The following is a 25,480-nucleotide window of genomic DNA, read 5'->3' on the forward strand; positions in this document are numbered from 1 at the left end:
CCGCATGACCGCCCGTACCCTGCTGCACCGCCATCCCGCCCGGCGTGACGACATCGGTGACCTCCAGACCCGCCGCCCGCTGCCGGGCCCCGGCCTGCCGCATCTGGATCCCTTCCTGTTCCTCAATCACCACGGTCCCCAGGTCTATCCGCCGCACAATGCCGGCCTGCCCTTTGGTCCTCATCCCCATCGCGGCTTCGAGACGGTGACCTTCATCCTCTCCGGTTCGCTGGCCCACCGCGACAGCGGCGGCCATGAAAGCGTCATCGAAGCCGGGGGCATCCAGTGGATGACCGCGGGCAGCGGCCTGGTGCATGCCGAGCTGTCGCCCGCCGCCTTCAAACGCGACGGCGGCGAGCTGGAGATCCTCCAGCTGTGGGTCAATCTTCCCGCCCGCCTCAAGTTCACGCCGCCGGCCTACCACGGCGTTTCCGCCGCGGACATGCCCCTGATCGAGGCCGACGACGGCCGGGTACGCATCCAGCTGGCATCGGGTGCTCACGAGGGTGTCCAGGGCGCCGTGGCCACGCCGACGCCCATCACCCTGATGACCGTCGAGATCGCCCCCGGTGGCCGCGCCACCCTGCCCGCCCCCGCGGGTGCCACGGTGTTCTGCTACGGCGTGCGCGGCACCCTGCAGATCGCCGGGCAGGACGAAGCCCCCTGGCAGCTGTTCGAGTTCGCCGATGACGGCGACCACGTCGAAATCGCCAGCCGCGACGGCGCTGTGCTGCTCCATGGCCATGCGGCGCCCTTCGCCGAACCCATCGTCGCCCACGGCCCCTTCGTCATGAACAGCGCCGAAGAGATCCGCCAGGCAATCCGCGACTACCAGGCCGGTCTGTTCGGCGACGTGCCGGAGTGAGCCGGCCAGCCAGGCGGCCGCCGCCAGGCTAGAATCCGGCTTTTGCCTGGAGCACGGCGATGAGTGACGAGTTGCGGATCGAGGATCGGGTCGTGGGCGACGGCAAGGCGGTGGTCAAGGGCGCCCTGATCACCACCCATTACGAAGGCTGGCTGGACGACGGCACCCTGTTCGACTCCTCCCGGGCCAAGGGACGACCCTTCCAGTGCGTCATTGGCACCGGCCGGGTGATCAGGGGCTGGGATCAGGGACTGATGGGCATGCGCGTGGGGGGCAAGCGGCGCCTGGAGGTGCCGGCCGCCCTCGCCTATGGTGAACGCCAGGTTGGTGCGCTGATCAAGCCACATGCCAACCTGACCTTTGAAATCGAATTGCTGGAAGTCCTGACGCGAGACGACTGAGGGCTGGCCGACGTCAGCTCGGCGTCTTGGTATTGCGGCGCACCAACTCGAGCTGGGCTTCGAGCACGCTCAGCCGGGCGAACTGGCGGGTGTAGATGACGAATTGCTCCTGAAAGCTCTGCCGGCTCCGGGCCAGGTCCTGTCGATGACTGCGGATCTGCTCTTCGAGGGTCTGCAGCCGCTGCTGGGTGGTTTGCGTCATGGCACCTACTCCTTGTGCTTGGGATGTCGAATGGACTCTAACCGTGCCCCGACAAATCGAGCTATAGCCGTTCGTCGTCCCTTAAACCACCGCCACAGAGCCGTTTCGTCTCGCGAATGCGTCCTTCTCGGGTGTGAAAGAGGCGTCTTTGTTCACCAAGCGGTCAAGAAAAAAGGCGACGAACCCGATAAGGTTCGTCGCCTCAGGACACACGCAGTAAAAGCTAGCGCGGTCCTACTGCCGTGCAGCTGTTGCTGGCATCGACGTATTTCTTCAGGGTCGGCCACTGCGGCCGCTCCACGCCATTGACCGGCTCCACCGCCAGCGCGGCAGCACCCCAGCCCGGACCTGCCGCCCAGTAGGTCAGCGGCATGCAGTTCTGCTGCAGATAGGCCAGCATGTTGTCGGTGGCGGTCAGCCAGCGGCTGTCGCCTGCCGGCACGCCGAACTCGGCGATCATGCCCCGCTTGCCGTTGCGCTTGAGCCATTCGACGAAGGGCTTGACCCGATTGACCCCCACCTGCGGATCGAAGTTGGTCATGTTCTGCGCGGTGTAGGTGCCGCTGCCGTCTTCGTCGAGGTAGACGTTGGCCGCGTAGATGATGTTGTTGGCCGGATCCTTCAGATTGAGCAAGGCGTTGCTCGCGCCCGGCCAGTTGGCCGCGCTACCCCAGGCATTGCCCTGGACGATCACCGGGTGGGTGCGGTCCATGGTGCGCACCCCGTCGATGCCGGACTGTGCCGTGACCGGCCAGCTGCTGTCGGCGCCATTGGGCTTGCCCATGATGTCATAGCCATAGAGCGCGGCATGGTTGCCCCACTGGTAGGCCAGGCGGTACATCAGATCCCAGTAGTTGAAGTTGGTGACGGTACCGGTGCCGATCAGGGTGCCCTTGTAGCGGCCGCCGTTGTCCAGCGCCAGGATCACCTTCATGTTGTACTTCTTGGCCAGCTCCAGCACCTGGGTGACCTGCTGGGTGTACGCCCCTTCCAGGCTACCGAAGAAGCGGGTCTGCAGGCGCTCCCAGATCACCGGGAAGCGGATCAGCCGCACGCCCTTGGCGTTCCACTGCTGGAAGTTGGCCTCGCCCGGCATGATGTAGTTGACGTTGAGGACCCCGGGCAGCGTCTGAGGTGCAAAGGCGGCACCCGAGAAATTCAGCCCCACCAGATTGAGCTTGGAACTGTTGGTGGGCGTGCCGGTCGATCCGGTCGGCGTGGTCGTGGAACCGGTTGCCGGCGTGGTGGCGCCCGTCGAGCCCGAGCTGCCGGTACCGGTGGCAGGCTTCACCTCGGCCACCGGCGTCGTCACGGCCGGCGTCGCACTGCCCGAACCGCTGCCCGAACTGGCGCTGCCGGTACTGCCGGTACTGCCGGTGCTACCCGTCGAGCCCGTCGTGGTACCCGGCACCGTCGCCGACGTGCCGGAGGTGGTGGTACCGGTCTTCAGGGTCTTGGGATAGCCATAGGCATTGCCGTCGAGCTGCGGGCTCTCGATGAAGACGCTCATGTTGCTGCCGACGACCTGGGCATAGGTCACCTTGTAGCTCTTGCCATCGGCTGGCGTGAGCTGCGCGCCCACCTTGAAGGCACCCACGTTGGCGGCCGACGCCGGAATGGAGAAGCCGGCCGACTTGCGATAGACGCCGTGCAGCCAGTCTTCGTTGGTGAAATCATTGATCGAGGTGGTCACCCCGGTCGTGGTCGAGCCGCCGGTGTTGCCGGTGCCCGCAGGGGTTCCGGTGCCCGAGCTGCCACCGCTGCTCGAACCGCCATTGCCGCTGGTGGAGCCACCGCTGCTGCCCGTGGAGCCGCTGGAGCCGCCAGTGGCACCGGTGCCGCTGGCCGGCGCGCTGCCGGCGCCGCTGGCAATCGGGCCGATGGCGGTGCAGCTGCTGTCATCGATGTACTTCTTCAGGGTCGGCCATTGCGGCCGGTCGGCACCGTTGACCGGCTCCACCGACAGGAAGTAGTTGCCCCAACCCGGACCTGCCGCCCAGTAGGTCGAAGGAATACAGTTCTGCTTGAGATAGGCCAGCATCCGGTCCATCAGCGGCAGCCAGCGGGGATCGTTATCCGGCACGCCGAATTCGCCGATCATGCCCTTCTTGTTGTTCTTCTTCAGCCACTCGACGAAGGGACGGACTCGCTCCACGCCATAGTCCTGGCTCAGCTTGCCGACGTCGATGCCGGTGTAGTTGCCGCCGGCGCTCTCGTCGAAATAGGAATGCGCCTGGAAGATCAGGTTGTCGGACGGATCCTTGAGCGCCAGCAGGGAGTCGTTCCACAGCGGCCAGCGGGTCGCCTCCGACCAGCCATTGCCCTCGATCATGATGGGCTTGGTCTTGTCGACCGCGCGGACCCCGTTGATGCCGTACTGGGCGGCGATCGGCCACTGGGCCATGGAGTCGTGGGGCTCGTTCATGATGTCGTAGGCGTACAGCGACGGCTGACTGCTCCAGCGCTGGGCGATCCGGGTCATGATCTCCTGGTAGCGGTCATAGGGAACCGCCGCGCTGCCGATCACCGATCCGCGATAGAAGGTGTAGTTGTGCAGGTCGAGGATGATGCGCATGCCGTACTTCTGCGCATTGGCGAAGGTCTGGTCTACCAGCGCCGCATAGGTCGGGTCCAGCGGACCGCCCAGCACCGGTTGCAGACGCTCCCAGATGATCGGGAAGCGGATCAGCTTGATGCCCTTGCCACTCCACTGCTTGAAGTAGGCCTCGACGGGAAAGATGTAGTGGGTGCCGTTGACGCCCGGCAGTACCTGGCCAGCGAAACCGGCCCCGGACAGATTGAGGCCGACCAGATTGACCTGCTCGGCCTTGGCACCGGCAGCCAGGGTCAGGGCGGCAACGAAGGGCAGCACCTGGGCAGCCCTGCGGGAAAACTTCAGGAAGGATGGATTCATCATCACCAACTGCGCTAAATCGACAGCGCGCTCCCTGAACACTGGCCGATATGAAGTGAGAGAAGAGTCGCGCAGTCATGCCTGACGCGACGTTGCCTCCAGGCACCTTGACCTATACAAGCCACATGCCAACTTCATAGCCAATGACTATGGCCACTATTTAGACATCATTTCACGTAACCACAAGCCAATGATGCATAAGGATTTTTCAAATCAACCGTTCATCGTCGCCGACAGATGAATCCTTTCACCTGAAGTTGTGAGCGCTCCAACTCCAGTCCGCCGTCAAATTTATTTCTCCAACTATCAGATAACCGCCCAAAAGTTCCCGAAGGTGCCAAAAAAAGTAAGTCGCACATTAACGTGAAACAGATCACACAATTATGGCTGAGGAACTGCCCATATCTCGCCCGGGTCATGGCTATAACCCTTTCCGGAGCACGCCATGACCTCCCTTACCCTCGCGACCTATAACGTCAACGGCATTCGCGCCCGGCTGCCCATCCTTCTGCAGTGGCTGGAGCGGGAGCAGCCCGATATCGTCTGCCTGCAGGAACTGAAGGCGAAGTCTGCCGACTTCCCGCAGGCGGAACTGGAAGCTGCGGGCTACGGTGCGCTGTGGGACGGTCAGCCTTCCTGGAACGGGGTCGCCATCCTGGCGCGTGACGACCAGCCACTGGAGATTCGCCGGGGCCTGCCGGGAATGGCCGATGATCCGCAACGCCGCTATCTGGAGGCGGCGGTAAAAGGCGTGGTGGTGGCCAGCCTCTATCTACCCAACGGCAATCCCTGGCCGGGTCCCAAGTTCGACTACAAGCTGACCTGGTTCGAGCGCTTCATCGACCATGCCCAGGGGCTGAGCGAAAGTGGCCATCCCGTGGTGCTGGCGGGTGACTACAACGTGGTGCCTACCGACAGGGACATCTACGATCCCAAGTCCTGGCACAAGGACGCCCTGCTGCAACCCGAGAGTCGTGCCTGTTTCGAACGTCTGCTGGGCCAGGGCTGGCTGGACGCCCTGCGTGCCTGCCATCCGGACGAGGCGATCTACACCTACTGGGACTACTTCCGCCAACGCTGGCAGCGCAATTCGGGTCTGCGCATCGACCATCTGCTGCTGAGTCCGAAGCTGCAGGACGCCTTGCAGGACGCCGGGGTGCATCGCTGGGTACGCGACCTGGAAAAGACCAGCGACCACGCCCCCACCTGGATCCGCTTCAAGCCGCCTCGCTGAGCATTCAGGCGTCTCGCAGCAGGTCGTTGGCATTGAGCAGCGCGAAGAGCACCTCCGGGTGCTGGTTGAGGCCACGGCGCACGGCCGCCGGTATCGACTGATGGAGCTTGCGACACAGCCCCGGTCGTGGCTGCAGCTCGATGAGCAGGCCACGTGCGCTGCGCACCTCTCCCGGTCCCGGCTCGATGTCCAGGCGGATGCCGAGCTGCTCCTGCAGGCGCTGCTGCAGGCGTTGCAGATCGGCCACGCTGGCGACGTTTTCCAGGCGCTCCAGCAGCCGCTGCTCTTCCTGGCGATTGAGCAGGAGCGCCCGCGCATCGGCGGCGGAATCCGCCAGCACGGCTTCACGCTCGCAGGTGCAGACGCCAGCGGGACAGGGCGCACGCAGGGAAGGCATCCGAATTCAATTCCTCTTCTTCAGGGCGCCAGAGAGGGCCCGGCCGCTCCACCCTGGCGATAGTGGCAGCTGTACCCGGTCTTTTGGCAGACCCTCGGACCAGTGCCCGGATTCCTCGACTTACCGCCATCAGGCAAATCTATCACCCTGAAATAACCAAAAGCGATAATTGCATAGCGAAAGCTTATTTTTTGGCATAACCGCTCAGGGGATAGGATGCTGCTTTGACTGCCTATGACTTCGCCATGCCCACGCTCTCGCCCGACCTCCTTATCGTTCCCGCAGATCAGCAAAGCGCCCTGACCATCCGCGCCAAGGCGCTGGCCTTCGCCGATCCGCGCTCCCGACAGCTGCTCGAACAACTGGATGAGCGGGCGCCTCAGCCCCACCCCGTGGTGCTGGTGGGCGAATGGGGAACCGGACGTGAGCTGCTGGCACGCCGGCTACACGAACGCAGCGGCAGGACGGGGCTGTTCAGCAGTCTGAATTGTGCCTCGCTCAGTCGCCGCCATGGTGCTGCCGAACTGTTCGGCTATGTTCCCCGAGCCTATGCCGGTACCTCTGGCAGCCGCGTGGGCTGGTTCGGCACCGCCCATGGAGGCAGCCTCTATCTCGACGAGATCGCCGACCTGCCTGGCGCATTGCAGGAGGCGCTGGTGGAGGTGCTGCTGGATGGCAGCATCCTGCGCCTGGGCAGTAGCGTGCGCACGCCCGTGGATGTCCGCCTGATCGCCGGTTCCAGTGTGGACCTGGCACGGGCGGTCGAGGCTGGCAACTTCTCCACGAGCCTCTGGGCGCTCCTCGCGCCGGGTCTGGTGCCCGTGCCGCCGCTGCGCGAGCGCCCGGCCGACCTGCTGCCCCTGGCCCGGCACTTCCTTCAGCAGCATGCGGATCGCCTCGACCGCACCGCGCCCGAGCTGACCGCCCAGGACGAAACGGCGCTGCTCGCCTATCCCTGGCCAGGAAACGTCCGCGAACTTGAACAGGTTCTCCATACCGCCCTGCTAACTGCCTCGACGTCGGGGCTCCAGCTTGGCAAGCTGCTGCCTTCGTCCGCCGCTACGCGCTGAACTCCGCCGACAGACGGCAGTCCTAGCCGCGTACGCCATTTTGCTCGAGTCCTACCATGACCGCCCTGTCCAATCAGTCGATGCCCACTCCGCCATAGCCAGCGGCTGCCACCTTTCTCCGGAAAGGTGACCGGAAACCTCGATTTGTCGCCTCGTGCGGCAGGTTTTGGTTCGTGCAGGAAAAGCCCGCGGCTTTTCAGCGATCGACTACTTTGGATTACGCCTTCAATTGAAGGCGTTCAGGCATGGTTTCATGAATATTGTGATCACTGGTCGTTCCGGCCAGGTTTCACGCGCCTTGCAGCGCGAGTTCGGTAGCACCCATCAATTGACCGTGCTCGGTCAAGCGGATCTGGACCTCGCCCAGACCGGACAACTGCGGGCGGCGTTCGAGCGTCTGGAACCCGACCTCATCCTCAACGCCGCGGCCTATACCGCCGTGGATCAGGCCGAAGAGGACGTCGAGCGCGCCGAGGCCATCAACGCCCGCGCGCCACAGATCCTGGCCGAGCTGGCGCGCGAACGGGATATCCCCTTCGTGCACTACTCATCCGATTACGTCTTCGACGGCAGCCGCCGCCAACCCTACACCGAGGCCTGCAGCCCGGCGCCCCTGAGCGTCTATGGCCGCTCCAAGCTGGCGGGTGAAGAGGCGGTGCTGGCAGCCGGAGGTCGCGCGCTGGTGCTGCGCACCTCCTGGGTCTATTCCCATGACGGCCAGTGCTTCTTCAATACCATGCGCCAGCTGCTGGCCGAGCGTGACGAACTCCATGTGGTGGAGGATCAGCTCGGCGCTCCCACCTGGGCACCCACCATCGCCACCGCCACGCGCCAGCTGGTCGAACGCCTGCTGGAGCAGGGCGATGTCGGCGGCCTCTATCACCTGACCAATGCCGGCCAGACTTCCTGGTACGGCTTCGCAGCCGCCATCGCCGAGCGCCTGGCGCAACGCGGCGAGCTACGCGCCCGCCTCTATCCCACCACGACCGAACACTACCCTACCCCGGCGGCGCGACCGCTCTATTCCTGCCTGGACTGCCGCAAGGTCGAGGCGGTCCTGCCGACCGCCTTGCCGGACTGGCAGGCCGACTTCGACCGCTGCTGGGCGTTGTTCGAGCGCAACAGAACGCTGAATTGAGCGTGCAGGACCCTGGCGGCTGCCGTCCGCCGGGTCGCCCCAGCTCGAAGGTCAGGTAGGGGCGCGTCCTCTCACTGGCGCTCCCGTTCACCGCCCTGATAGGTGGGCTCGGCCACGTCTTCGTTGGGCGCAGGGTGGCCAGGCAGATTCGGTAGCGCCTTGGCTCTTTCCAGATCGATGCCGGCGCCCTGGGCTACCCGGGTGCCGTAGTCCGGATCGCAATGCCAGAAGTGCCAGACCATCCGCAGCTGGATGTCCTCGGGACAGGCCTGCATATCCGCGACCAAATTGGCGATGAGATCGTCCCGCTCCCAGTCTTCGAAGCTGCGATAGCGCGCACCGGTCTGCTGGTAGTCGGCGGCCGTCTTGCGGGATTGATAGCGCCCCAGATGCCCCTCGATCCACTGGCGATACTCGTGCTGCGGCCGGGGCGCTTCGCGCAGGCCACCCTGGGAGCTGGGTTCGTAGTTCACATGGGGATTGCTCCCGCTGCGATCCACCTGCAGCGCCATCTGGCCATCGCGCTGATTAGTCGCATAGGGGCATTTGGGGGCATTGATCGGCAACTGCAGATAGTTGGCGCCGACCCGATAGCGCTGGGTATCGGAATAGGACAGGGTCCGCCCCTGCAGCATCTTGTCGTCGGAAAAGTCGATGCCCTCCACCAGCACCCCGGTGCCGAAGGCGGCCTGTTCGGTTTCGGCGAAGACGTTGGACGGATTGCGATCCAGTACCAGCCGGCCTACCGGCAGCAGGGGAAACTGGTCCTCCGGCCAGCGCTTGGTGTCATCCAAGGGATCGAAGGGCAATTTGTCGTGCGCCTCGTCCGCCATGATCTGCACGCACATCTCCCACTCGGGATGATCGCCGCGCTCGATGGCATCGTAGAGATCGCGACTGGCATGACCCACGTCGTATTTCTGGATTTCCGCCGCCTGCTCGCTGGTGAGGTTCCGGATGCCCTGTTTGGGCTCGAAGGAGAACTTGCACAGCACCGCCACGCTCTGTTCGTTGACCAGCTTGTAGGTATTCACACTCGAACCCTGCATGTGCCGATAGTCCGCCGGGATGCCCCAGGGGCTCTTCACCCAGGTCACCATGTGCAGGGCTTCCGGGTGATGCTGGACGAAGTCGTAGAAGCGCCAGGGCTCCTGGCGATTGGTGATGGGGTCGGGCTTGAAGGCATGGATCATGTCGGGAAACTTGATGGCGTCGCGAATGAAGAACACCTTCAGGTTGTTGCCCACCAGATCCCAGTTGCCGTCCTCGGTGTAGAACTTGATCGCGAAACCGCGCGGATCGCGCGCGGTCTCGGGCGACTCCTTGGCGCCGATGACGGTGGAAAATCTCAGGAAGACCGGCGTCTTCACCCCGGTTTTGGTCAGCACCTTGGCACAGGTGTAGCGGCTGGCGGGCTCGTCGCCGATGGTGCCATAGGCTTCGAACCAGCCATGGGCGGCAGTGCCCCGGGCATGCACTACCCGCTCGGGCACCCGTTCCCGATCGAAATGGGTGATCTTCTCGATGAACTGGTAGTTTTCCAGCGTGGCGGGCCCCCGTTCGCCCACACTGCGCAGGCTCTGATTGTCCCGTACCGGATGACCCTGGCGGGTCGTGAGAGTGATCTTGGCGTCGCTCATGTTGGTCTCCAGGCTAGTCACGTCGAACACAGAGGTGACCGGACCTGGCCGCCGCAGTTGTCGGCCGTCAGACGAGCTGTCCTGAGACGAAACGGCGCCACCGCCGCTTCCGCCTACCACCCAGGGCTCTAGCCGACACCTCTTGTCCGTTCAGCGGAAAAAATCGCTGATCGCGCTATCGATCCCATCCAGACTGTTCATCAGCAGTCGATAAGATTCCTGGCGATACTCTCCAACAAGAACAGCAGCAGGAGCCTCCCATGCCAGAAGAATACGAAAGCGACGCCCGTCCCTATTCGAGATCGGCGCGGAAATCCGATTTCAATGAAATGGCCGCCGCCGTGGCCGCCGCCATCTCCGTCTGGGCCCTGGCCACCCTGATCGCCATCATCGCGGGCTATCACGGCAGTGGGGCGACCAATACCATCAACCTGTTGGTGATGGTCTCGGGAGGCCTGGGGTTCGTGGGGCGCCGTTGGCAACTGGGGCGTCGGTAGCGGCCCGGGACCTGCGCCAGGAACCTGGCGTAGCGCTAACAATCTGCCTACTGATTCTCACACGGAGCGGAACTGGTTATCATCGGCGCCCTGAAATCATGGCAGGGATGCTCATGTCCTATCTGGTCTTGACCCGTCGTACCGACGAAATCATCAATCTATCCCTCAAACCGGGAGCCGATGAAGAACGGCTGCTGGATCTGCTGTTCAATGGCGGCATCAATATCCGCATTCTCAAGGTGCAGGGCGATCGCGTGCAGGTAGGCGTCCAGGCGCCTACCGACATCAGCATCATGCGTCAGGAGTTGCTGCCCTTCTAGGTCGGCCGGTGACCGCCAGGCACTATCTGGACCAGGGCGAATTGCGATTGCGCACGTACTCGAAGCGCCCTTCCAGTCCGCGCCATTCCACACCCTGCCAGAGTTCGGGAGCCAGCGTTCCTTCGGCTTGTAGATCCGCACGATAGTGGGCGAAGAACGGCTGCCCGTTGCGCAGCACGATGACGTTGTGGCGCTCCTCGATCTGGGCGATGAGGTCCAGAACGGCTTCGGCCGAGCGGCCGCCGCTCAGGCAATAGCAGCTGCCATATTGGTGCAGCATGCTTTCGAAGCGGTAACGATAGAGGGTGCAGCGATCGGTTTCGAGGTGAACGCTCTGCCCCTTGGCGTCCTGCAGGGCGTGGTGGACGCAGTGGTCGCAATCCTCGAATTCCTGACGCGACTCCACCCACTCACCGAGAAACTGCTTCTTCCACCGCCACACCAGCAGCCCACGATCTTCAGGCCGGGAATACACGCTGACCTTGTAGAACATCGCTCGACTCCTCTTATTGTTATGCGCCGAAGCCATCGTCCAACGACCGCCGCCTGCTGCTCGGCCATCGGAGATCGCACGCTCTGAGGCGTACGTTTCCAGCATCGCTCCATTTGCCCGAGGCGTCCAGCCATTCCCGGACGCCGATCACTACCGCTCGACGGCATGCAGCTGCCGCGCAAATCGCTGCCTTGGCTGCCGAATCAGCCGCGGCTTCGTCCAACTTCGATACAAGATGCCGGCGATCCTGCTCGGCGAATAATCCGCGTCTGACCGGGGCAAACCACCGCGCCAGAGCCGAATACAAGACGGGTACAGCTTTTGCTACCGCCTATCAGGCGACTCGATATCGCCTGCTTCCAGCCGCTGCAGCGGACTAGTATTCAGCCAACATCAGCGTCTTGATCACCTGAAAAGGCTTTCCTGACAAGGACTTGCAAGGCCCGCTCGGCGTCTGCCGGCGCTGTCCATGAGCAGCCTGCGCAGACGAGCTGAAGAGGCCTTGCCGCCAAGACCGTGGTCGAGACACAGCTGTTTGAAGAAGCCCTTAGCGACTCAAGGATCCCTTATGTCCGGCCTGGATAGCGACTTCAATGAAGCGCTCCGCTATGCCATCAGCAACTGCCCTGCCCGCACGACCGGGCAACTGGCGGCCATCCACTATGCCGAGAGGGTCATCCGCCAGGGGCTGGACGTGCTCTCTCCACTGGAGCGCAAGACCCTGGCCTTGGAACTGGGCTTGTGGCTGGACCGTTACCAGCGCCTGCAGGAATTCTCCGGTCAGCGCCTGGCGGATACCGACGCGGGCCCCGTGGCGGCCTCGGACAGGAACGAGGCGGGCTAGCCGAAATCCGGCCAATAAAAAACCCCGAGGTGCCTGGCACGCTCGGGGTTTTCGCATTTGGCGGAGAGATAGGGATTTGAACCCTAGGAGCCATTGCTGACTCAACGGATTTCGAATCCGTCCCGTTCGACCACTCCGGCATCTCTCCAACGCGGCGCATGATACCAGCCATGCGCGCAAAAGCGAACAAGCAATTGCAAAAAAAGCTCTGGTATCAGCGGCTTGCGTTTAGAGCTGGACGCCCAGGCGCTGGGCGACCTCTTCGTAGGCCTCGATCACGCCGCCCAGACCCTGGCGGAAGCGATCCTTGTCCATCTTCTTGCGGGTTTCCTTGTCCCACAGGCGGCTGCCGTCCGGGCTGAATTCATCGCCCAGCACCACCTTGCCGTGGAACAGGCCGAACTCCAGCTTGAAGTCCACCAGCAGCAGGCCGGCGTCGTCGAACAGCTGCTTGAGGATGTCGTTGATGCGGAAGGTCAGCGCCTTCATCTCGGCCAGCTGGTCGAGGGTGGCCCAGCCAAAGGCCTGGACATGGCTTTCGTTGACCATCGGATCGTGCAGCGCATCGTTCTTCAGGAAGAGTTCGAAGGTCGGCGGCGTCAGCTCCAGGCCCTCTTCCACGCCCAGGCGGCGCACCAGGCTGCCGGCGGCGAAGTTGCGCACCACGCACTCCACCGGAATCATCTCGAGCTTCTTGACCAGGCATTCGTTGTCGCCCAGCAGCTGCTCGAACTGGGTGGGGATACCGGCGGCTTCCAGCTTCTGCATGACGAAGGCATTGAACTTGTTGTTCACCATGCCCTTGCGCTCGAGCTGCTCGATGCGCTCGCCATCGAAGGCAGAGGTGTCGTTGCGGAACAACAGGACCAGGCGATCGGGATCGTCGGTGGTGAATACCGACTTGGCCTTGCCACGGTAGAGTTCTGCGCGTTTTTCCATCTTGGACTCCGGTTCGAATGGCTTGCAGGCTGTGGACGAACGCAGGTGAGACGACCGGTTCGGAACGAGTACAGCCGGGAAGCGCAGTTTACATAGGATCGTGGATCTTTTGGCCGTACAGCAACGCCCGGCCGCTAAAGAAAACCTGGTCAGCGCCTCAGGCGATGGCCTGCCACTCCAGCCCCTGCTGTTGATCGGCGATCTGCAGCCAGTCCGCGTCGCAGCCCAGTACGTTGGTGAAACAGGCGCGGGCGAGCCAGGGGTTGTTGTTCTTCTCGCTCAGGTGGGCGAGCACAAGATGCTGCAGGCCCGGACAGGCCAGCTCCATCACCAGCTCGGCCGATTGCCGGTTGTTGAGATGCCCGCGCACCCCGCCGACCCGCGCCTTGAGGTGATAGGGATAGGGCCCCGCGGCGAGCATGTTGCTGTCGTGGTTGGCTTCGATCACCAGGGCATCCAGGCCACGGTAATGCGCCAGCACTCCAGGGGTCGCCTCGCCGAGATCGGTGAGCACGCCCAGGCGCTTGCGGCCGTCGTCGAAGACGAACTGGGTCGGCTCCAGGGCGTCGTGGGACACCTGCACCACCGTCACTTCCAGGGCATCCAGCACCAGCCGTTCGCCGTCCACCAGCAGGCCCTGGGCCGCCACCGGCTTGCGCAGACCGCGCCCGGTACCGGCGCTGTAATAGATGGGCACGCCGTGCTTGCGCGCCAGGAGCTCGACGCCCTGCACGTGATCGGAGTGTTCGTGGGTGACCAGGACGGCGTCCAGCTGGGCAGGTACTACGCCCAGCCGGGCCAGACGACGTTCGGCTTCCCGCAGGGAGAAGCCGCAGTCGATCAGCACATAGCTGTTATGGCTGTGCACCAGGGTCGAGTTGCCCCGACTGCCGCTGCCCAGGATTGCGAAGCGCATACTGCATGCTCGTCTGAAGCTTTTTCAGCACGCCTTCGGCGATGTCCTGGGGTGCTGCGGTGTTGATGGTCTTGTCCAGGGTGACCTGGACGGTGTTGCCCACCGAGGTGAGACGTACCTGGAAGCGCCGTGCGCGGGCGTCTTCCTCTTCCTTGGTCTCGCCCTTGCCGAACAGGCGGCCGAAGAAGCCCGGCTTGCGCTCTTCGGGCTTCTGCGCGCCTTCGGCGATGTTCACGTAGTAGACGCCCAGGCTGCGATCCATGTCGTCGACGCGGATGTCGGCGCCTTCGATGGCGCGACCCACGCTGGACCAGGCGCGATTCAGATCGCTTTCCAGCACCAGCATGGGCACGCCGCTGCCGTCGACCTCGTAGGTCACGCGCTCCGGGGTGTCGTAGCCACCGGCGGCCAGCAGCGAGACCGAGCCACTGCCCTGCTCGCTGCGGTCCAGGCCGGCCAGCACCTGATTCAGCAAGGCGTCATCGAGCGCCGAGCTGTTCTGGCTGCTGGACCAGGACGGCTCGCTGGAGCTGCCCTGGCTGCGGGTCTGGGTCTGGATGAAGATTTCGCTGCTGCCCGACTGCACGCCCGGCTCGATGCGCAGGCGGGTGCGCAGCTCGTTGCCCGGTTGCAGGCGACCGTTGGTGCTCAGGCTGCGCGCCAGCGGCGTCGACAGCTCGGTGGGCGCCTGCCAGGCGGTGATGATCTCACCGGTCTGCGGACGCTCTTCGGCAATGCGGAAGCCGTTGTCGGTCAGGTACTGACGGGCCACCGGCCAGACGTTGGCCGGGACCTTCTGGGCGGCCAGCCAGCGGGCGTTGCCGCTGCGCTGCACGCTGAACTGCTCGTTGCCACTGCCCTGGACGGCCAGCGCCTGGGGTTTCGGCACTTCGAAGCCATAGAAGCGATTCTGGGTATCGGCCACATTGGCCGGGATCGGCAGCAGCGGATCCATCGGCTTGGCCTGGACATCCGTCGGCACCTGCATGGGGCCGGTCTCGCGGGCTTCGAGATAGTCATTGCCGCGATCGCGGAAATAGCCATGCTCGCCCCACACCCAGCTGCAGCCACTGGCCACGGCCACGGCCAGAGCCAGCGTCGTCAAACCCAGAACACGTTTCATCGACTGCTTCCTAATCACGCCAGCACTCCCGCCTGACGCAGGGCCTGACGTACCACTTCGTGGCAGCGCGAGCTGAGCCAGGTCAGCGGTAGACGGATACCGGCGTCGATCATGCCCATTTCATGCAGGGCCCACTTCACCGGGATCGGATTCGATTCGATGAACAGATTCTTGTGCAGCGGCATCAGCTGTTCGTTGAGCGCGCGTGCGGTGTCGGCATCGCCCCGCATGGCGGCGGCGCAGAGTTCGCTCATGGCGCGCGGCGCGACGTTGGCGGTCACCGAGATGTTGCCCTTGCCGCCCAGCAGCATGAGTTCGGCGGCGGTGGCGTCATCGCCCGAGTAGACCAGGAAGTCCTTGCCGACGCGGGAGAGGATGTCGCGGGCGCGCGCCAGGTCGCCGGTGGCTTCCTTGATGCCGATGATGTTCGGCACCTTGGCCAGGCGCTCGACGGTCTCGGCCAGCATGTCGCAGGCGGTGCGGCCCGGCACGTTGTAGAGGATCTGCGGGATGGCGACGGTTTCGGCGATCATGCGGAAGTGCTGATAGAGCCCTTCCTGGGTCGGCTTGTTGTAGTAGGGCACGACCAGCAGACAGGCGTCGGCGCCCGCGTCCTTGGCGGCGCGGGTCAGGTCGATGGCCTCACGGGTGGAATTGCCACCGGTGCCGGCGATCACCGGGATGCGGCCCTTGACCTGCTCGACCACATGACGGATCACGGCCACGTGCTCGTCGACGTCGACCGTGGCGGATTCACCCGAGGTGCCCACCGCGACGATGGCGTCGGTGCCTTCGGCGAGATGGAAGTCCACCAGCTTGGTCAGGTTGTCCCAGTCGATACGCCCCTGGGCGTCCATAGGGGTGACCAGCGCCACCATGCTCCCCGCAATCATGCAACCGCTCCTGCCGGAAAAAGAGAGCGGTAATGGTACTGACGCCTCTGCGCCAGCACAAGCAACGTGCCCCCAACGGGCATTCCCCCCGCGAGCGCTTTTCGCTACCCTTTCGCCTTTGCCAGTCTGTATTTCCCCCCTGCCAGGAACCCTAATGTCCGCTACCCCCCCGATTCGCGAACAATTTCTCGTCATCAGTGCGCTGGGCGCCAACCCCATGGAGCTGACCAACGTGCTCTACCGCAGCTGCATGGACAACCGCTGCGCGGTAGTCAGCAGCCGGCTGAGCCGACACGGGGAATACAGCGCGCTGATCCTGCAGGTCTCCGGCAACTGGGACGGCCTGGCGCGCCTCGAAGGCGGCCTCGCCGGCCTCGGCAAGCGCCACGGCTTCACCGTCGGCGTCACCCGCAGCGCCGCCCTGGAGAATCGTCCCCAGGCCCTGCCGTACGTCGTCTATGTCAGCGCCGCCTATCGCCCGGACATCCTCAACGAACTCTGCCAGTTCTTCGCCGACCACAAGATCGAAGTGGAGAACCTGGTCTGCGACTCCTATCAGGCGCCCCAGACCGGCGGCACCATGCTCAACGCCACCATCACCGTGACCCTGCCCGCCGGCACCCAGATCAGCTGGCTGCGCGATCAGTTCCTGGATTTCGCCGACGCCCTCAACCTCGACGCCCTGATCGAGCCCTGGCGGCCGCAGAGCAACTGACCGAACCCGCAAGGAGCTGCCCATGAGCGTGACCCTCGACCAACCGCTTCCGGATTTCCAGGCCCAGGCCACCAGCGGCCTCGAGGTCTCGCCCGCCAGCCTGCGCGGTCGCCAGGCGGTGCTGTACTTCTATCCCAAGGACAACACCCCCGGCTGCACCACCCAGGGCCAGGGCTTTCGCGATCTGCACGAGCAGTTCCAGGCGGCCGACACCCTGATCCTGGGCGTCAGCCGTGACAGCCTGCGCACCCATGAGAATTTCCGCACCAAGCAGGGCTTTCCCTTCGAGCTGATCAGCGACAAGGACGAGACCCTCTGCCAGCTGTTCGACGTGATGCGGCAGAAGAAGCTCTATGGCAAGGACTACATCGGCGTGGATCGCAGCACCTTCCTCATCGACCGGGAAGGCGTGGTGCGCCAGATCTGGCGCGGCGTGAAGGTCCCCGGGCACGTCGCCGAGGTGCTGGCCGCCGCCCAGGCGCTGAACAAGGCCTGATCAGGCCTTGCGCAGCCAGTAGCGGAAGGTTTCCCCCGCCACCTCTTCGCCCACCAGGGCATGTCCCGACAGCTTGGCGAAGGTGCGGAAGTCGCGTTGCGAGCCGGCATCGGTCGCCACCACGGCCAGCACCTCGCCGGAAGACAGGCGATTGAGTTCCAGCTTGGCCTTGAGCAGCGGCATGGGGCAGCTCAGGCCGCTGGCGTCCAGCTGGGCGGTCACGGCGCCGGTGTAGGGTTGGCTCAGATCGGCCATGGGATTCTCCATTGGGGGCTGCGTCAGTGCCCGGGTTTGCTAGGCACCCAGACGGCGGGCCGCTAAAGTAGCCCTTTTGCGGCCACGAGTCTTGCCATGAACGTCCTGCGCCCCGCCCTGCTGTCCCTGGCGCTGCTCGCCGCGCCCCATCTGGCGCAGGGGGCGAACGATCTGCCGTCACTGGGCGATGCCAGCTCTTCGATCGTCTCGCCCGAGCAGGAGTTTCAGATGGGCCGCGCCTGGCTGAGCATGTTGCGCGGCCAGGTCCCGGCCATCAACGATCCGCAGCTCAAGCAATTCGTCGAACAGACCGTCTACAAGCTGGCCGAGACCAGCGACCTGCAGGACCACCGCCTGGTCTTCATCCTGATCAAGGATCCGGAGATCAACGCCTTCGCCGCGCCCGGCGGGGTGATCGGGGTCAATGGCGGGCTGTTCCTGAAGTCGGAGACCGAAGCCGAGTACGCGGCGGTCATGGCCCATGAGCTGGGTCACCTGATCCAGCGCCACTTCGCCCGCGGGGTGGAAAACCAGCAGCGCATGCAGTTGCCGCTGATGGCCGCGCTGCTCGCCGGCATCGTGGCTGCGGCCGCGGGCGGCGGCGATGCGGGAATCGCCGCCATTGCCTCCACCCAGGCGGCGGCCATCCAGAGCCAGTTGCGCTTTTCCCGGCTCAACGAGCAGGAAGCGGACCGGGTCGGCATCGTCAATCTGGAGCGCGCCGGCTACGATCCGCGCGCGATGCCGGAGATGTTCGGTCGGCTCGCCCGCCAGTATCGCTATGACCGTACCCCGCCGGAATTCCTGCTGACCCACCCCGTCACCGACAGCCGCATCGCCGATACCCAGGCGCGGGCCGAGCGTTTTCCCAAGGGCGGCGTCGAGGACAGCAAGCGCTTCCAGCTGATGAAGGTGCGTGCCCAGATGTATTTCGAGGAAACCGCCGGCCTGCTGGTGAAGCGCTATAGAGCCCAGCTGCAGGAAAACCCGGACAACGACGCCGTCCGCTATGGCCTGGCCATGGGCCTGACCAAGCAGGGCCAGCTCAACGAGGCGCGTGACACCCTGGCGCCGCTGCTGCGCAAGGCGCCGGACGAGATCAGCTACAACCTTGCCCAGGTCGACCTGGACATCACCGCCAATCGCCTGCCCGACGCCCAGAAACGCGTGCAGCGACTGCTGGAGCTCTATCCGGACGATCTGGCCGTGAGCCTGGCCCAGGTGGACATGCTCGGTCGCACCAAGCAGGCCAGGGCCGCCAGCCAGTTGCTCGACAAACTGCTCAAGCAGCGCCCGATCGATCCGGATCTGTGGAATCAGGCGGCGGACGTACGCGGCCAGGCCGGGGACCTGGTTGGCGTGCACCAGGCACGGGCCGAGTACTTCGCCCTCACCGGTGACTACAACCAGGCCATCCAGCAACTGGGCTTCGCCAAGCAGCGCGCCGCCAGCAACTATCAGCTGGCCGCGCGGATCGACGCCCGCCAGCAGGAAATGATCGCCCAGCGCAAGCTGAGCGAAGAGATCCTGCGCTAGCGCGCTGGGCCGCGCCCTCAGGCGTTGCCCTTGACCTGCAGCTGCAGCGCCTGGGTGAAGTCGAGCATGCGCTTGAGCGGCTTGACCGCCCGGGGGATGAGCGCCGGATCGACCAGCACCTCGCCGGAGCCGTCGAGCAGGCAGTTGAGGGTGCGCTCCAGGGTGTTCATCGCCATCCACGGGCAGTGGGCGCAGCTGCGACAGGCGGCGCCGTTGCCGGCGGTGGGCGCCTCGATGAAGGTCTTGTCCGGGCAGGCCTGCTGCATCTTGTAGAAGATGCCGCGATCGGTGGCGACGATGAACTGGCGATTGGGCAGCGTCTGGGCCGCCTTGATCATCTGGCTGGTGGAGCCGACATGGTCGGCCAGTTCGATCACCGCCTCGGGCGACTCCGGATGCACCAGGATGGCCGCCTCCGGATAGAGCCGCTTGAGGTCCTCCAGCTGGCTCGCCTTGAATTCCTCGTGGACGATGCAGGAACCTTCCCACAGCAGCATGTCGGCGCCGGTCTCGCGCTGGATATAGCGACCCAGGTGGCGATCGGGGGCCCAGAGGATGGTCTCGTCGTTGTCCATCAGGTGCTCGACGATGTCCAGCGCGCAGCCGGAGGTGACCACCCAGTCCGCGCGAGCCTTCACCGCGGCCGAGGTGTTGGCGTAGACCACCACGGTACGCTCGGGATGCTGGTCGCAGAAGGCGGAGAATTCCTCCACCGGGCAACCCAGGTCCAGGGAGCAGGTGGCCTCCAGGGTCGGCATCAGCACGCGCTTTTCCGGATTGAGAATCTTGGCCGTCTCGCCCATGAACTTGACCCCGGCCACCACCACGGTGGACGCCGGATGGCGATTGCCGAAGCGGGCCATCTCCAGGGAGTCGGCGACGCAACCGCCGGTCTCCTCGGCCAGGGCCTGGATCAGCGGATCGGTGTAGTAGTGGGCGAGCAGCACCGCGTTCTGCGCCTTGAGCTCGCGGGCGATGGCGGTCTTGTAGGCGGCGATCTCGTCCGGCCCGAGCGCCTTGGGCTGCTTGGCGGCCAGATGGGCCTGGACCAGGAGACGTTCGGAAATCTGCACCATGGCGGGTACCTGAAAACGGGGGTCGTCAAGGCCGCGCATCATAGCAGCATCCTCGCCGACTCCCTATGGGCGCCGGCGGCAGCCTCCGCGATGAGTGGCCATCTGCCGCTAATGTCTGGCAACACTTGGCTTTTCACTTCTGCGGCGGCCATGGGTCCGAGACAGGAACGCCCGGTGAGCGTCTCGCCTGGGCCCCGTGCTGGAGACCTATCGTGCCGCCCCGTTCGACCTCGCGTTCCCGGACCCCCGATCACGACCTCGCTACCCTGCTGGACAAGCTGCGCGCCCTGCAGGGCGCCCTGGAGCAGGCCGCTGCGGAGCCGCGGCTGGATCGGCAGGCGCTCAATCCCGCCTACCGGGCCAGTGCCCAGAACCTGCTCGCCTATCTGGCGTTGCGCGACGGCGATCTGCATGACCTGCAGCTGCAACTCTCCGCCCTGGGGCTGTCGTCCCTGGGGCGCTCCGAAGCCGCCGTGCTGCCGACCGTGGCGACCCTCATCAACACCCTGGAACGCCTGCTCGGTGGCCGCCCGGCGGCGCGGCCGACAGCCAGGACGGCCAATCCCCTGGCCGACCATGCGCGGGCACTGTTCGGCACGCCCGCCTCCGCGCGGGAGGTCCGCATCATGGTCACCTTGCCAAGCGAGGCCGCCGAGGATTACTCGCTGGTACGCGACCTGCTGGCGGGGCATATGGATTGCGCGCGCATCAACTGCGCCCACGACGAACCGGCCAGCTGGACGCGCATGATCGAACACGTGCGACGGGCCAGCGCGGAGCTGGACCAGCCCTGCAAGGTATTCATGGACCTGCCGGGCCCCAAGCTGCGCACCGGGCCCATCGCCACCGGCGTGGCGGTAAGGAAGGTGAAGCCCGAGCGCGACGCCCAGGGTCGCGTCCGCCAGCCGGCGCGGATATGGCTGACTGGCCGCCGCCGGCCGCGACCGGCGCCCTCCCCGGCGGCTGCCAGTCTCCAGGTGGGCGAACGCTGGCTGGCGGGCCTGCAGGCGGGCGAGCGGATCCAGTTGCGGGACGCGCGCCAGGCGCAGCGCCGCTGGACGGTCGTCGAGGTCGGGGACCGCGGCTGCTGGGCGGAGGCGACCAAGACCTCCTACCTCGCGCCCGGGCTGCGCCTGAGCGTCGCGCGCGATGGACGCAAGCGGCACAGCCGCATCGGCGACTTCGCCCCGCAGCCGGGCGCCCTGCGGCTGGCCGAGGACGATCTGCTGATCCTGACCGCCGACCAGACGCCCGGTCGGCCCGCCAGCCAGGACAGCGGCGGTCGCCTGCTGACACCCGCCACCCTGGGCTGCACCCTGCCCCAGGTGTTCGCCGACGTCCGTAGCGGCGAGCCGGTCTGGTTCGATGATGGCAAGATCGGCGGGCTGATCGAGCGCGCCGACCAGGATGCGCTGCAGATCCGCATCACCCACGCGCCGGGCGGCGCCAAGCTCAAGGGCGACAAGGGCATCAACTTTCCCCAGAGCACCCTGCGACTGGCCGCGCTGGGCGAACAGGACCTCGCGGCCCTGGCCTTTGCCGCCGAGCATGCGGACGGCATCGAGATGTCCTTCGTCAACAGCGCGGACGACGTCCGTGCCCTGCTCGCGGAACTGGAGCGCCTGCAGGCCGAGCACCTGGGCGTGGTACTGAAGATCGAGACCCGCCGCGGTTTTGACAACCTTCCCGCACTGCTGCTGGCGGGCATGCAGCGCGGCGGCTTCGGCGTGATGATCGCCCGCGGCGATCTGGCGGTGGAAGGCGGCTTCGAGCGCCTGGCGGCGCTGCAGGAAGACATCCTCTGTCTGTGCGAGGCGGCCCACGTGCCGGTGATCTGGGCGACCCAGGTGCTGGAGAATCTGGCCAAGAAGGGTTCGCCTTCGCGCGCCGAAATCACCGATGCCGCGACCGGGGTGCGCGCCGAGTGCGTGATGCTCAACAAGGGCCCGCACATTCTCAAGGCGGTCGCCACTCTGGATGAATTGCTGGTGCGGATGCAGGGCTACAACAGCAAGAAGCGCCAGCTGCTGCGCAAGCTGGAACTGGCCTCTCCCTGGGCGGACTGATCCGCCCGGGACTGGTCGGGCCTAGAGCACCTGCAGGCGACCTGCTTCCAGGCGCACCCGGGCGCCATAGGGCCAGGCCTGGTTGTCCGGGCCATGGCCGCTGGGCAGGCCGCGATAGAGGGCGATGCCACGCGGCGCCAGCCATTCGGCGAAGATCTCTTCCAGCGACTGCTCGACGTTACGCTGCGGGCAGTCGGTGAAGGTGCCCAGGCAGACCGCGCCGATGCGGTGCTCGGTGAGGTTGCCGAGCAACTGGCAGAGGCTGCGTTCCAGTCGATAGTAGGGTTCGCCGACGTCTTCCAGCATGAGGATGGCGCCGTCATGGGGGCGCAGGGCGGCGGCGGTCCCGACCACGCTGGCCAGGGTGGTCAGGTTGCCGCCGATCAGTTCGCCGGCAGGTACCTGGGCCGGACCGGCCAGGCGCTCCAGCTGCCACGCCGGACGACTGCCCGCGCACAGCTCCAGGACCGATTCAAGCGAGCGGGTACGCGCTGCCTGGGTGGCCGGATCCTCGTCGCGGCGCCCCCAGTCCAGGGCGCCCGGGCCGTGGATGGCGGTGAGACCGCGGCGGTGGAAGGCCTCCAGCAGCACCGTCAGGTCGGAATAGCCGATCAGCGGCCGGCCTTTGCTGCTGGACAGGCGCGACCAGTCCAGCCACGGCAGCAGTTGCGCGGAACCGTAGCCGCCGCGCAGGCACCAGACCGCATCCACGTCCGCCTGGCTGAACGCCCAGTGCAGATCCGCGGCCCGCTCCTCGGCAGTGCCGGCGAGATAGCGATGACGCTTGAGCGCCTGCTCGCCCAGGACCGCTTCGATGCCGGCCGCCTGCAGCTGTTCGATCGCCGCCGTGGCCAGCTCCTGCTTGACCGCACCCGCCGGACTGACCAGCGCCACTCGCCGCACGGGGTTCATTCCAGCACCTCCACCGGCATGCCGGCTTCGATGGTGCCGCGCCCCAGGGGGATGACATTCATGCCGAACAGCATGCGATTGTCCTGGAAGCGGTATTCGCGCAGGGCGGTCAGCGGCTGCCGATCCGGATCCTTTTCGCCGGTCACGGGATCCTGGGTGATGACGATGCAGCGCGAGCAAGGACAGGCGACGGCGAAGTCCACCGTGCCGATGCGCAGGCGCTTCCAGCCGTCTTCGGCATAGGCGGCGGTGCCCTCCACTACCAGATTCGGCCGGAAGCGCAGCATTTCCAGTGGCTTGCCTACCCGCGCCACCAGATCGGCCAGGGAGGCCTCGCTGGTCAGCAGCAAGGGAAAGCCGTCGGCGAAGTGGACCTTCTGTCCCGGCTCGGCGAAATCGGTGTTGATCTGGCGCGCATGGCTTTCGGCGATGTGCACCAGGCGACAGCGGCGCCCGAGGAAATCGCTCAGCCAGGCATCGGCCGCGGCGGCGACCGGCGCCTGCAGGGTGTCACGCCAGATGGTTACGCCCAGCTGTTCACCGGTGGCATCCGGTACCGCCACCTCGAGCGGCGTCCGCCCCGGCGCGCTCAGGCGCAGCCGATCGGCGGCCAGCCAGCGCGCCTCGATGTGATTCATCTGCGCCAGCTGGCGCAGCGTCAGGAAGCGGCCGGTGTCGGCATCCACCACCATCCAGCGGCGGTCACCCACCAGGCCCAGGGCATCCACCTCCGCCTGGACGAGGGATTCCACGGCCGTCGACTTGACCGGATAACGATAGAGGGCACTGAGGTGCGACATGGGCGCGGCTTCCTGGCGGCGGACAAAGGCCGCCAGTGTAAGGGAGGCGCCGGAGCGGCGAAACCGCGGGGATCAGCCCTCGGCCAGCGCCAGGCGCCGGCGCACTTCCTCGACCAGCTGATCGGGCTGGAACTTGGAGAGGAAGGCGTTGCAGCCGACCTTCTTCACCATGGCTTCGTTGAAGCTGCCCGACAGCGAGGTGTGCAGCACGACATAGAGGTCGGCGAGGCGCGGATCCTGGCGGATCTCGGTGGTCAGGCGATAGCCGTCCATTTCCGGCATCTCGGCATCGGTCAGCACCATCAGCAGCTTCTCGGTCAGCACCACGCCTTCGTCGGCCCAGGCCTTGAGCTTGCGCAGGGCCTGCAGGCCGTCGGTGGCGACGTGGAATTTCAGATCCAGCTGCACCAGGGTGTCGCGCAGCTGGCCGATGGCGGTGCTGGAGTCGTCCACCAGCAGCACCTCGCGACCGCGGGCCTTGGCCAGCAGCGGATCGGCCAGGCGCTCCTGGGAGACCTTGACGTTGTAGGGGGCGATCTCGGCCAGCACCTTTTCCACGTCGATCACCTCCACCAGGCGGTCTTCGATGCGGGTGATGGCAGTCAGGTAGTGCTGGCGTCCGGCGCCGCCGGGCGGGGCCTGGATGCTGTCCCAGTTGAGGTTGATGATGCGATCGACGCTGCCGACCAGGAAGGCCTGCACCGAGCGGTTGTACTCGGTGACGATGATGGTGCTGTTCTCGTCGGGCGTGATGGGGCGCATGCCGACGGCGGCGGCCAGGTCGATCACCGGCAGGGTCTGGCCACGCAGGTGGACCACGCCGCAGATCATCGGATGGCGCTTGGGCATCTGGGTCAGGCGCGGCAGCTTGAGGACTTCCTGCACCTTGAACACGTTGATGGCGAACATCTGTCGGCTGGACAGCTGGAACATGAGAATTTCCAGACGATTCTCGCCAACCAGCTGGGTGCGTTGATCGACGGTGTCGAGAATGCCGGCCATGGAAAGTCCACTCCAAAGATAAGTCAGGTCACAGGCTATCGGCGGCGGCGGTCGATTCTTGAGGCCCGGAAACAGCGAAGCCGCCCAACAGGCGGCTTCGCTCGATCCCTGGCGGATCAGGCGCGTGGCAGGGTCACGCCACGCTGGCCCTGGTACTTGCCACCGCGATCCTTATAGGAGATCTCGCAGGCCTCGTCGGATTGCAGGAACAGCATCTGGGCCACGCCCTCGTTGGCGTAGATCTTGGCCGGCAGGGTCGTGGTGTTGGAGAACTCCAGGGTCACGTGGCCTTCCCATTCGGGTTCCAGCGGGGTGACGTTGACGATGATGCCGCAGCGGGCGTAGGTGCTCTTGCCCAGGCAGATGGTCAGGACGTCGCGCGGGATGCGGAAGTATTCCACGGTGCGCGCCAGGGCGAAGGAGTTCGGCGGGATGATGCAGACATCGCTGACCACGTCGACAAAGCTCTTGTCGTCGAAGTTCTTCGGGTCCACCACCGCCGAATGGATGTTGGTGAACACCTTGAATTCGTTGGCGCAGCGCACGTCGTAGCCGTAGCTGGACACCCCGTAGGAGATCACCCGGCTGTCGTCCGCGCCGCGCATCTGGCGCTCGACGAAGGGCTCGATCATGCCGTGCTCCTGGGCCATGCGGCGAATCCACTTGTCCGATTTGATGCTCATGGCAGGTCTGGCTCCGGGGCGAAAAAATTGACCGCGCATTGTAGTGCGGTGTT

The 25,480-nt window shown here is 65.3% G+C and carries 27 protein-coding genes and 1 tRNA gene; 12 read left to right on the forward strand and 16 right to left on the reverse strand.

What is annotated here, in order from left to right; all coding sequences use genetic code 11:
• Positions 1 to 4 precede the first annotated feature (4 nt).
• Together FHR73_RS08305 and FHR73_RS08310 are read left to right on the forward strand one after the other, a co-directional pair.
• Positions 5 to 865 carry a pirin family protein gene (locus tag FHR73_RS08305; protein WP_183630447.1) on the forward strand — a complete coding sequence of 287 codons (861 nt, stop codon included), beginning with the start codon at positions 5 to 7 and terminating at the stop codon, positions 863 to 865.
• Between the two features lie 59 nt (positions 866 to 924).
• Positions 925 to 1,266: an FKBP-type peptidyl-prolyl cis-trans isomerase gene (locus FHR73_RS08310; protein WP_183630448.1), complete on the forward strand. Its 342-nt coding sequence runs from the start codon at positions 925 to 927 to the stop codon at positions 1,264 to 1,266.
• Positions 1,267 to 1,279: 13 nt separating this feature from the next.
• Here FHR73_RS08310 and FHR73_RS08315 read toward each other — a convergent pair whose 3' ends face one another.
• Positions 1,280 to 1,468 (reverse strand): hypothetical protein, encoded by a 189-nt coding sequence (locus FHR73_RS08315; RefSeq protein WP_027597626.1) that lies wholly within the window; start codon positions 1,466 to 1,468, stop codon positions 1,280 to 1,282.
• Between the two features lie 223 nt (positions 1,469 to 1,691).
• Positions 1,692 to 4,385, reverse strand: a complete 2,694-nt coding sequence (locus tag FHR73_RS08320) for a glycoside hydrolase family 5 protein (protein WP_183630449.1) — start codon at positions 4,383 to 4,385, stop codon at positions 1,692 to 1,694.
• Positions 4,386 to 4,827: 442 nt separating this feature from the next.
• Between FHR73_RS08320 and xth the strand changes: the two genes are divergently transcribed.
• Positions 4,828 to 5,616 (forward strand): exodeoxyribonuclease III, encoded by a 789-nt coding sequence (xth, locus tag FHR73_RS08325; protein ID WP_183630450.1) that lies wholly within the window; start codon positions 4,828 to 4,830, stop codon positions 5,614 to 5,616.
• Between the two features lie 4 nt (positions 5,617 to 5,620).
• Here xth and FHR73_RS08330 read toward each other — a convergent pair whose 3' ends face one another.
• Entirely contained in the window at positions 5,621 to 6,013 is a 393-nt protein-coding gene (locus FHR73_RS08330; RefSeq protein ID WP_183630451.1) for a hypothetical protein, read from the reverse strand.
• 224 nt (positions 6,014 to 6,237) lie between these two features.
• Between FHR73_RS08330 and FHR73_RS08335 the strand changes: the two genes are divergently transcribed.
• Both FHR73_RS08335 and rfbD read left to right on the forward strand, forming a co-directional pair.
• Positions 6,238 to 7,083, forward strand: coding sequence for a sigma-54 dependent transcriptional regulator (locus tag FHR73_RS08335; protein ID WP_183630452.1), 846 nt, complete (start codon positions 6,238 to 6,240; stop codon positions 7,081 to 7,083).
• Between the two features lie 253 nt (positions 7,084 to 7,336).
• On the forward strand, positions 7,337 to 8,221 hold the full coding sequence (rfbD, locus tag FHR73_RS08340) for a dTDP-4-dehydrorhamnose reductase (protein WP_183630453.1): 885 nt from the start codon (positions 7,337 to 7,339) through the stop codon (positions 8,219 to 8,221).
• Between the two features lie 71 nt (positions 8,222 to 8,292).
• Here the strand turns inward: rfbD and FHR73_RS08345 are convergent, their stop codons facing one another.
• On the reverse strand, positions 8,293 to 9,861 hold the full coding sequence (locus tag FHR73_RS08345; protein ID WP_183630454.1) for a catalase: 1,569 nt from the start codon (positions 9,859 to 9,861) through the stop codon (positions 8,293 to 8,295).
• Between the two features lie 260 nt (positions 9,862 to 10,121).
• On the opposite strand from FHR73_RS08345, the gene FHR73_RS08350 reads away from it, so the two are divergent.
• Both FHR73_RS08350 and FHR73_RS08355 read left to right on the forward strand, forming a co-directional pair.
• Entirely contained in the window at positions 10,122 to 10,358 is a 237-nt protein-coding gene (locus FHR73_RS08350) for a hypothetical protein (RefSeq protein WP_183630455.1), read from the forward strand.
• A gap of 113 nt (positions 10,359 to 10,471) precedes the next feature.
• On the forward strand, positions 10,472 to 10,678 hold the full coding sequence (locus tag FHR73_RS08355; protein WP_183630456.1) for a carbon storage regulator: 207 nt from the start codon (positions 10,472 to 10,474) through the stop codon (positions 10,676 to 10,678).
• Positions 10,679 to 10,700: 22 nt separating this feature from the next.
• Here FHR73_RS08355 and FHR73_RS08360 read toward each other — a convergent pair whose 3' ends face one another.
• Entirely contained in the window at positions 10,701 to 11,171 is a 471-nt protein-coding gene (locus FHR73_RS08360; protein ID WP_183630457.1) for a hypothetical protein, read from the reverse strand.
• Positions 11,172 to 11,739: 568 nt separating this feature from the next.
• On the opposite strand from FHR73_RS08360, the gene FHR73_RS08365 reads away from it, so the two are divergent.
• Positions 11,740 to 12,015: a hypothetical protein gene (locus FHR73_RS08365; protein ID WP_183630458.1), complete on the forward strand. Its 276-nt coding sequence runs from the start codon at positions 11,740 to 11,742 to the stop codon at positions 12,013 to 12,015.
• Positions 12,016 to 12,073: 58 nt separating this feature from the next.
• On the opposite strand, the gene FHR73_RS08370 is transcribed toward FHR73_RS08365, so the two are convergent.
• The 5 genes from FHR73_RS08370 to dapA form a co-directional block, all read right to left on the reverse strand.
• Positions 12,074 to 12,163 (reverse strand) — tRNA-Ser (locus FHR73_RS08370).
• Between the two features lie 80 nt (positions 12,164 to 12,243).
• Positions 12,244 to 12,954: a phosphoribosylaminoimidazolesuccinocarboxamide synthase gene (gene purC / locus FHR73_RS08375; protein WP_183630459.1), complete on the reverse strand. Its 711-nt coding sequence runs from the start codon at positions 12,952 to 12,954 to the stop codon at positions 12,244 to 12,246.
• A gap of 157 nt (positions 12,955 to 13,111) precedes the next feature.
• Entirely contained in the window at positions 13,112 to 13,870 is a 759-nt protein-coding gene (locus FHR73_RS08380) for an MBL fold metallo-hydrolase (protein WP_183630460.1), read from the reverse strand.
• The gene (bamC, locus tag FHR73_RS08385; RefSeq protein ID WP_183630461.1) at positions 13,809 to 14,993 is read right to left on the reverse strand and encodes an outer membrane protein assembly factor BamC; all 1,185 of its coding nucleotides are present in this window, start codon (positions 14,991 to 14,993) and stop codon (positions 13,809 to 13,811) included. The genes FHR73_RS08380 and bamC overlap by 62 nt, the downstream gene beginning before the upstream one ends.
• Before the next feature lie 14 nt (positions 14,994 to 15,007).
• Positions 15,008 to 15,886: a 4-hydroxy-tetrahydrodipicolinate synthase gene (dapA, locus tag FHR73_RS08390; RefSeq protein ID WP_007162771.1), complete on the reverse strand. Its 879-nt coding sequence runs from the start codon at positions 15,884 to 15,886 to the stop codon at positions 15,008 to 15,010.
• 154 nt (positions 15,887 to 16,040) lie between these two features.
• On the opposite strand from dapA, the gene FHR73_RS08395 reads away from it, so the two are divergent.
• Both FHR73_RS08395 and FHR73_RS08400 read left to right on the forward strand, forming a co-directional pair.
• A complete protein-coding gene (locus tag FHR73_RS08395; protein ID WP_007162770.1) occupies positions 16,041 to 16,601 on the forward strand; it encodes a glycine cleavage system protein R in 561 nt (186 codons plus the stop codon).
• A 22-nt stretch (positions 16,602 to 16,623) separates the two neighbouring features.
• Entirely contained in the window at positions 16,624 to 17,097 is a 474-nt protein-coding gene (locus FHR73_RS08400; RefSeq protein WP_183630462.1) for a peroxiredoxin, read from the forward strand.
• Here FHR73_RS08400 and FHR73_RS08405 read toward each other — a convergent pair whose 3' ends face one another.
• Positions 17,098 to 17,352, reverse strand: a complete 255-nt coding sequence (locus FHR73_RS08405; protein ID WP_007162768.1) for a sulfurtransferase TusA family protein — start codon at positions 17,350 to 17,352, stop codon at positions 17,098 to 17,100.
• 96 nt (positions 17,353 to 17,448) lie between these two features.
• Between FHR73_RS08405 and FHR73_RS08410 the strand changes: the two genes are divergently transcribed.
• Positions 17,449 to 18,888, forward strand: coding sequence for a M48 family metalloprotease (locus tag FHR73_RS08410; RefSeq protein ID WP_183630463.1), 1,440 nt, complete (start codon positions 17,449 to 17,451; stop codon positions 18,886 to 18,888).
• 17 nt (positions 18,889 to 18,905) lie between these two features.
• Here the strand turns inward: FHR73_RS08410 and nadA are convergent, their stop codons facing one another.
• The gene (gene nadA / locus FHR73_RS08415) at positions 18,906 to 19,964 is read right to left on the reverse strand and encodes a quinolinate synthase NadA (RefSeq protein ID WP_183630464.1); all 1,059 of its coding nucleotides are present in this window, start codon (positions 19,962 to 19,964) and stop codon (positions 18,906 to 18,908) included.
• A 212-nt stretch (positions 19,965 to 20,176) separates the two neighbouring features.
• On the opposite strand from nadA, the gene FHR73_RS08420 reads away from it, so the two are divergent.
• Positions 20,177 to 22,030, forward strand: a complete 1,854-nt coding sequence (locus tag FHR73_RS08420; RefSeq protein WP_183630465.1) for a pyruvate kinase — start codon at positions 20,177 to 20,179, stop codon at positions 22,028 to 22,030.
• Positions 22,031 to 22,051: 21 nt separating this feature from the next.
• Here FHR73_RS08420 and FHR73_RS08425 read toward each other — a convergent pair whose 3' ends face one another.
• From FHR73_RS08425 to dcd, 4 genes are all read right to left on the reverse strand, one after another.
• Positions 22,052 to 22,942 carry an LD-carboxypeptidase gene (locus tag FHR73_RS08425; protein WP_183630466.1) on the reverse strand — a complete coding sequence of 297 codons (891 nt, stop codon included), beginning with the start codon at positions 22,940 to 22,942 and terminating at the stop codon, positions 22,052 to 22,054.
• Positions 22,939 to 23,742: an MOSC domain-containing protein gene (locus tag FHR73_RS08430; RefSeq protein ID WP_064307206.1), complete on the reverse strand. Its 804-nt coding sequence runs from the start codon at positions 23,740 to 23,742 to the stop codon at positions 22,939 to 22,941. Before FHR73_RS08430 ends, FHR73_RS08425 begins: the two co-directional genes overlap by 4 nt.
• A 72-nt stretch (positions 23,743 to 23,814) precedes the next feature.
• Complete coding sequence (locus tag FHR73_RS08435) at positions 23,815 to 24,744, reverse strand: chemotaxis protein CheV (RefSeq protein ID WP_183630467.1); 930 nt, start codon at positions 24,742 to 24,744, stop codon at positions 23,815 to 23,817.
• Between the two features lie 116 nt (positions 24,745 to 24,860).
• The gene (gene dcd / locus FHR73_RS08440) at positions 24,861 to 25,427 is read right to left on the reverse strand and encodes a dCTP deaminase (protein ID WP_183630468.1); all 567 of its coding nucleotides are present in this window, start codon (positions 25,425 to 25,427) and stop codon (positions 24,861 to 24,863) included.
• Between the last annotated feature and the right edge of the window lie 53 nt (positions 25,428 to 25,480).

The organism is Pseudomonas sp. AS2.8 (assembly GCF_014190935.1).
Classification (GTDB): Bacteria; Pseudomonadota; Gammaproteobacteria; order Pseudomonadales; family Pseudomonadaceae; genus Chryseomonas.

What these genes read in the sequence shown, in the direction of transcription:
- FHR73_RS08330 (WP_183630451.1), bottom strand. Translation starts at nt 6,013, where the DNA reads ATGCCTTCCCTGCGTGCGCCCTGTCCCGCTGGCGTCTGCACCTGCGAG.
- dcd (WP_183630468.1), bottom strand. Translation starts at nt 25,427, where the DNA reads ATGAGCATCAAATCGGACAAGTGGATTCGCCGCATGGCCCAGGAGCAC.
- FHR73_RS08320 (WP_183630449.1), bottom strand. Translation starts at nt 4,385, where the DNA reads ATGATGAATCCATCCTTCCTGAAGTTTTCCCGCAGGGCTGCCCAGGTG.
- FHR73_RS08355 (WP_183630456.1), top strand. Translation starts at nt 10,472, where the DNA reads ATGTCCTATCTGGTCTTGACCCGTCGTACCGACGAAATCATCAATCTA.
- FHR73_RS08395 (WP_007162770.1), top strand. Translation starts at nt 16,041, where the DNA reads ATGTCCGCTACCCCCCCGATTCGCGAACAATTTCTCGTCATCAGTGCG.
- FHR73_RS08400 (WP_183630462.1), top strand. Translation starts at nt 16,624, where the DNA reads ATGAGCGTGACCCTCGACCAACCGCTTCCGGATTTCCAGGCCCAGGCC.
- FHR73_RS08405 (WP_007162768.1), bottom strand. Translation starts at nt 17,352, where the DNA reads ATGGCCGATCTGAGCCAACCCTACACCGGCGCCGTGACCGCCCAGCTG.
- FHR73_RS08365 (WP_183630458.1), top strand. Translation starts at nt 11,740, where the DNA reads ATGTCCGGCCTGGATAGCGACTTCAATGAAGCGCTCCGCTATGCCATC.
- FHR73_RS08435 (WP_183630467.1), bottom strand. Translation starts at nt 24,744, where the DNA reads ATGGCCGGCATTCTCGACACCGTCGATCAACGCACCCAGCTGGTTGGC.
- nadA (WP_183630464.1), bottom strand. Translation starts at nt 19,964, where the DNA reads ATGGTGCAGATTTCCGAACGTCTCCTGGTCCAGGCCCATCTGGCCGCC.
- FHR73_RS08305 (WP_183630447.1), top strand. Translation starts at nt 5, where the DNA reads ATGACCGCCCGTACCCTGCTGCACCGCCATCCCGCCCGGCGTGACGAC.
- FHR73_RS08425 (WP_183630466.1), bottom strand. Translation starts at nt 22,942, where the DNA reads ATGAACCCCGTGCGGCGAGTGGCGCTGGTCAGTCCGGCGGGTGCGGTC.
- FHR73_RS08360 (WP_183630457.1), bottom strand. Translation starts at nt 11,171, where the DNA reads ATGTTCTACAAGGTCAGCGTGTATTCCCGGCCTGAAGATCGTGGGCTG.
- FHR73_RS08350 (WP_183630455.1), top strand. Translation starts at nt 10,122, where the DNA reads ATGCCAGAAGAATACGAAAGCGACGCCCGTCCCTATTCGAGATCGGCG.
- FHR73_RS08410 (WP_183630463.1), top strand. Translation starts at nt 17,449, where the DNA reads ATGAACGTCCTGCGCCCCGCCCTGCTGTCCCTGGCGCTGCTCGCCGCG.
- FHR73_RS08345 (WP_183630454.1), bottom strand. Translation starts at nt 9,861, where the DNA reads ATGAGCGACGCCAAGATCACTCTCACGACCCGCCAGGGTCATCCGGTA.
- FHR73_RS08380 (WP_183630460.1), bottom strand. Translation starts at nt 13,870, where the DNA reads ATGCGCTTCGCAATCCTGGGCAGCGGCAGTCGGGGCAACTCGACCCTG.
- FHR73_RS08310 (WP_183630448.1), top strand. Translation starts at nt 925, where the DNA reads ATGAGTGACGAGTTGCGGATCGAGGATCGGGTCGTGGGCGACGGCAAG.
- xth (WP_183630450.1), top strand. Translation starts at nt 4,828, where the DNA reads ATGACCTCCCTTACCCTCGCGACCTATAACGTCAACGGCATTCGCGCC.
- rfbD (WP_183630453.1), top strand. Translation starts at nt 7,337, where the DNA reads ATGAATATTGTGATCACTGGTCGTTCCGGCCAGGTTTCACGCGCCTTG.
- FHR73_RS08315 (WP_027597626.1), bottom strand. Translation starts at nt 1,468, where the DNA reads ATGACGCAAACCACCCAGCAGCGGCTGCAGACCCTCGAAGAGCAGATC.
- dapA (WP_007162771.1), bottom strand. Translation starts at nt 15,886, where the DNA reads ATGATTGCGGGGAGCATGGTGGCGCTGGTCACCCCTATGGACGCCCAG.
- FHR73_RS08430 (WP_064307206.1), bottom strand. Translation starts at nt 23,742, where the DNA reads ATGTCGCACCTCAGTGCCCTCTATCGTTATCCGGTCAAGTCGACGGCC.
- bamC (WP_183630461.1), bottom strand. Translation starts at nt 14,993, where the DNA reads ATGAAACGTGTTCTGGGTTTGACGACGCTGGCTCTGGCCGTGGCCGTG.
- purC (WP_183630459.1), bottom strand. Translation starts at nt 12,954, where the DNA reads ATGGAAAAACGCGCAGAACTCTACCGTGGCAAGGCCAAGTCGGTATTC.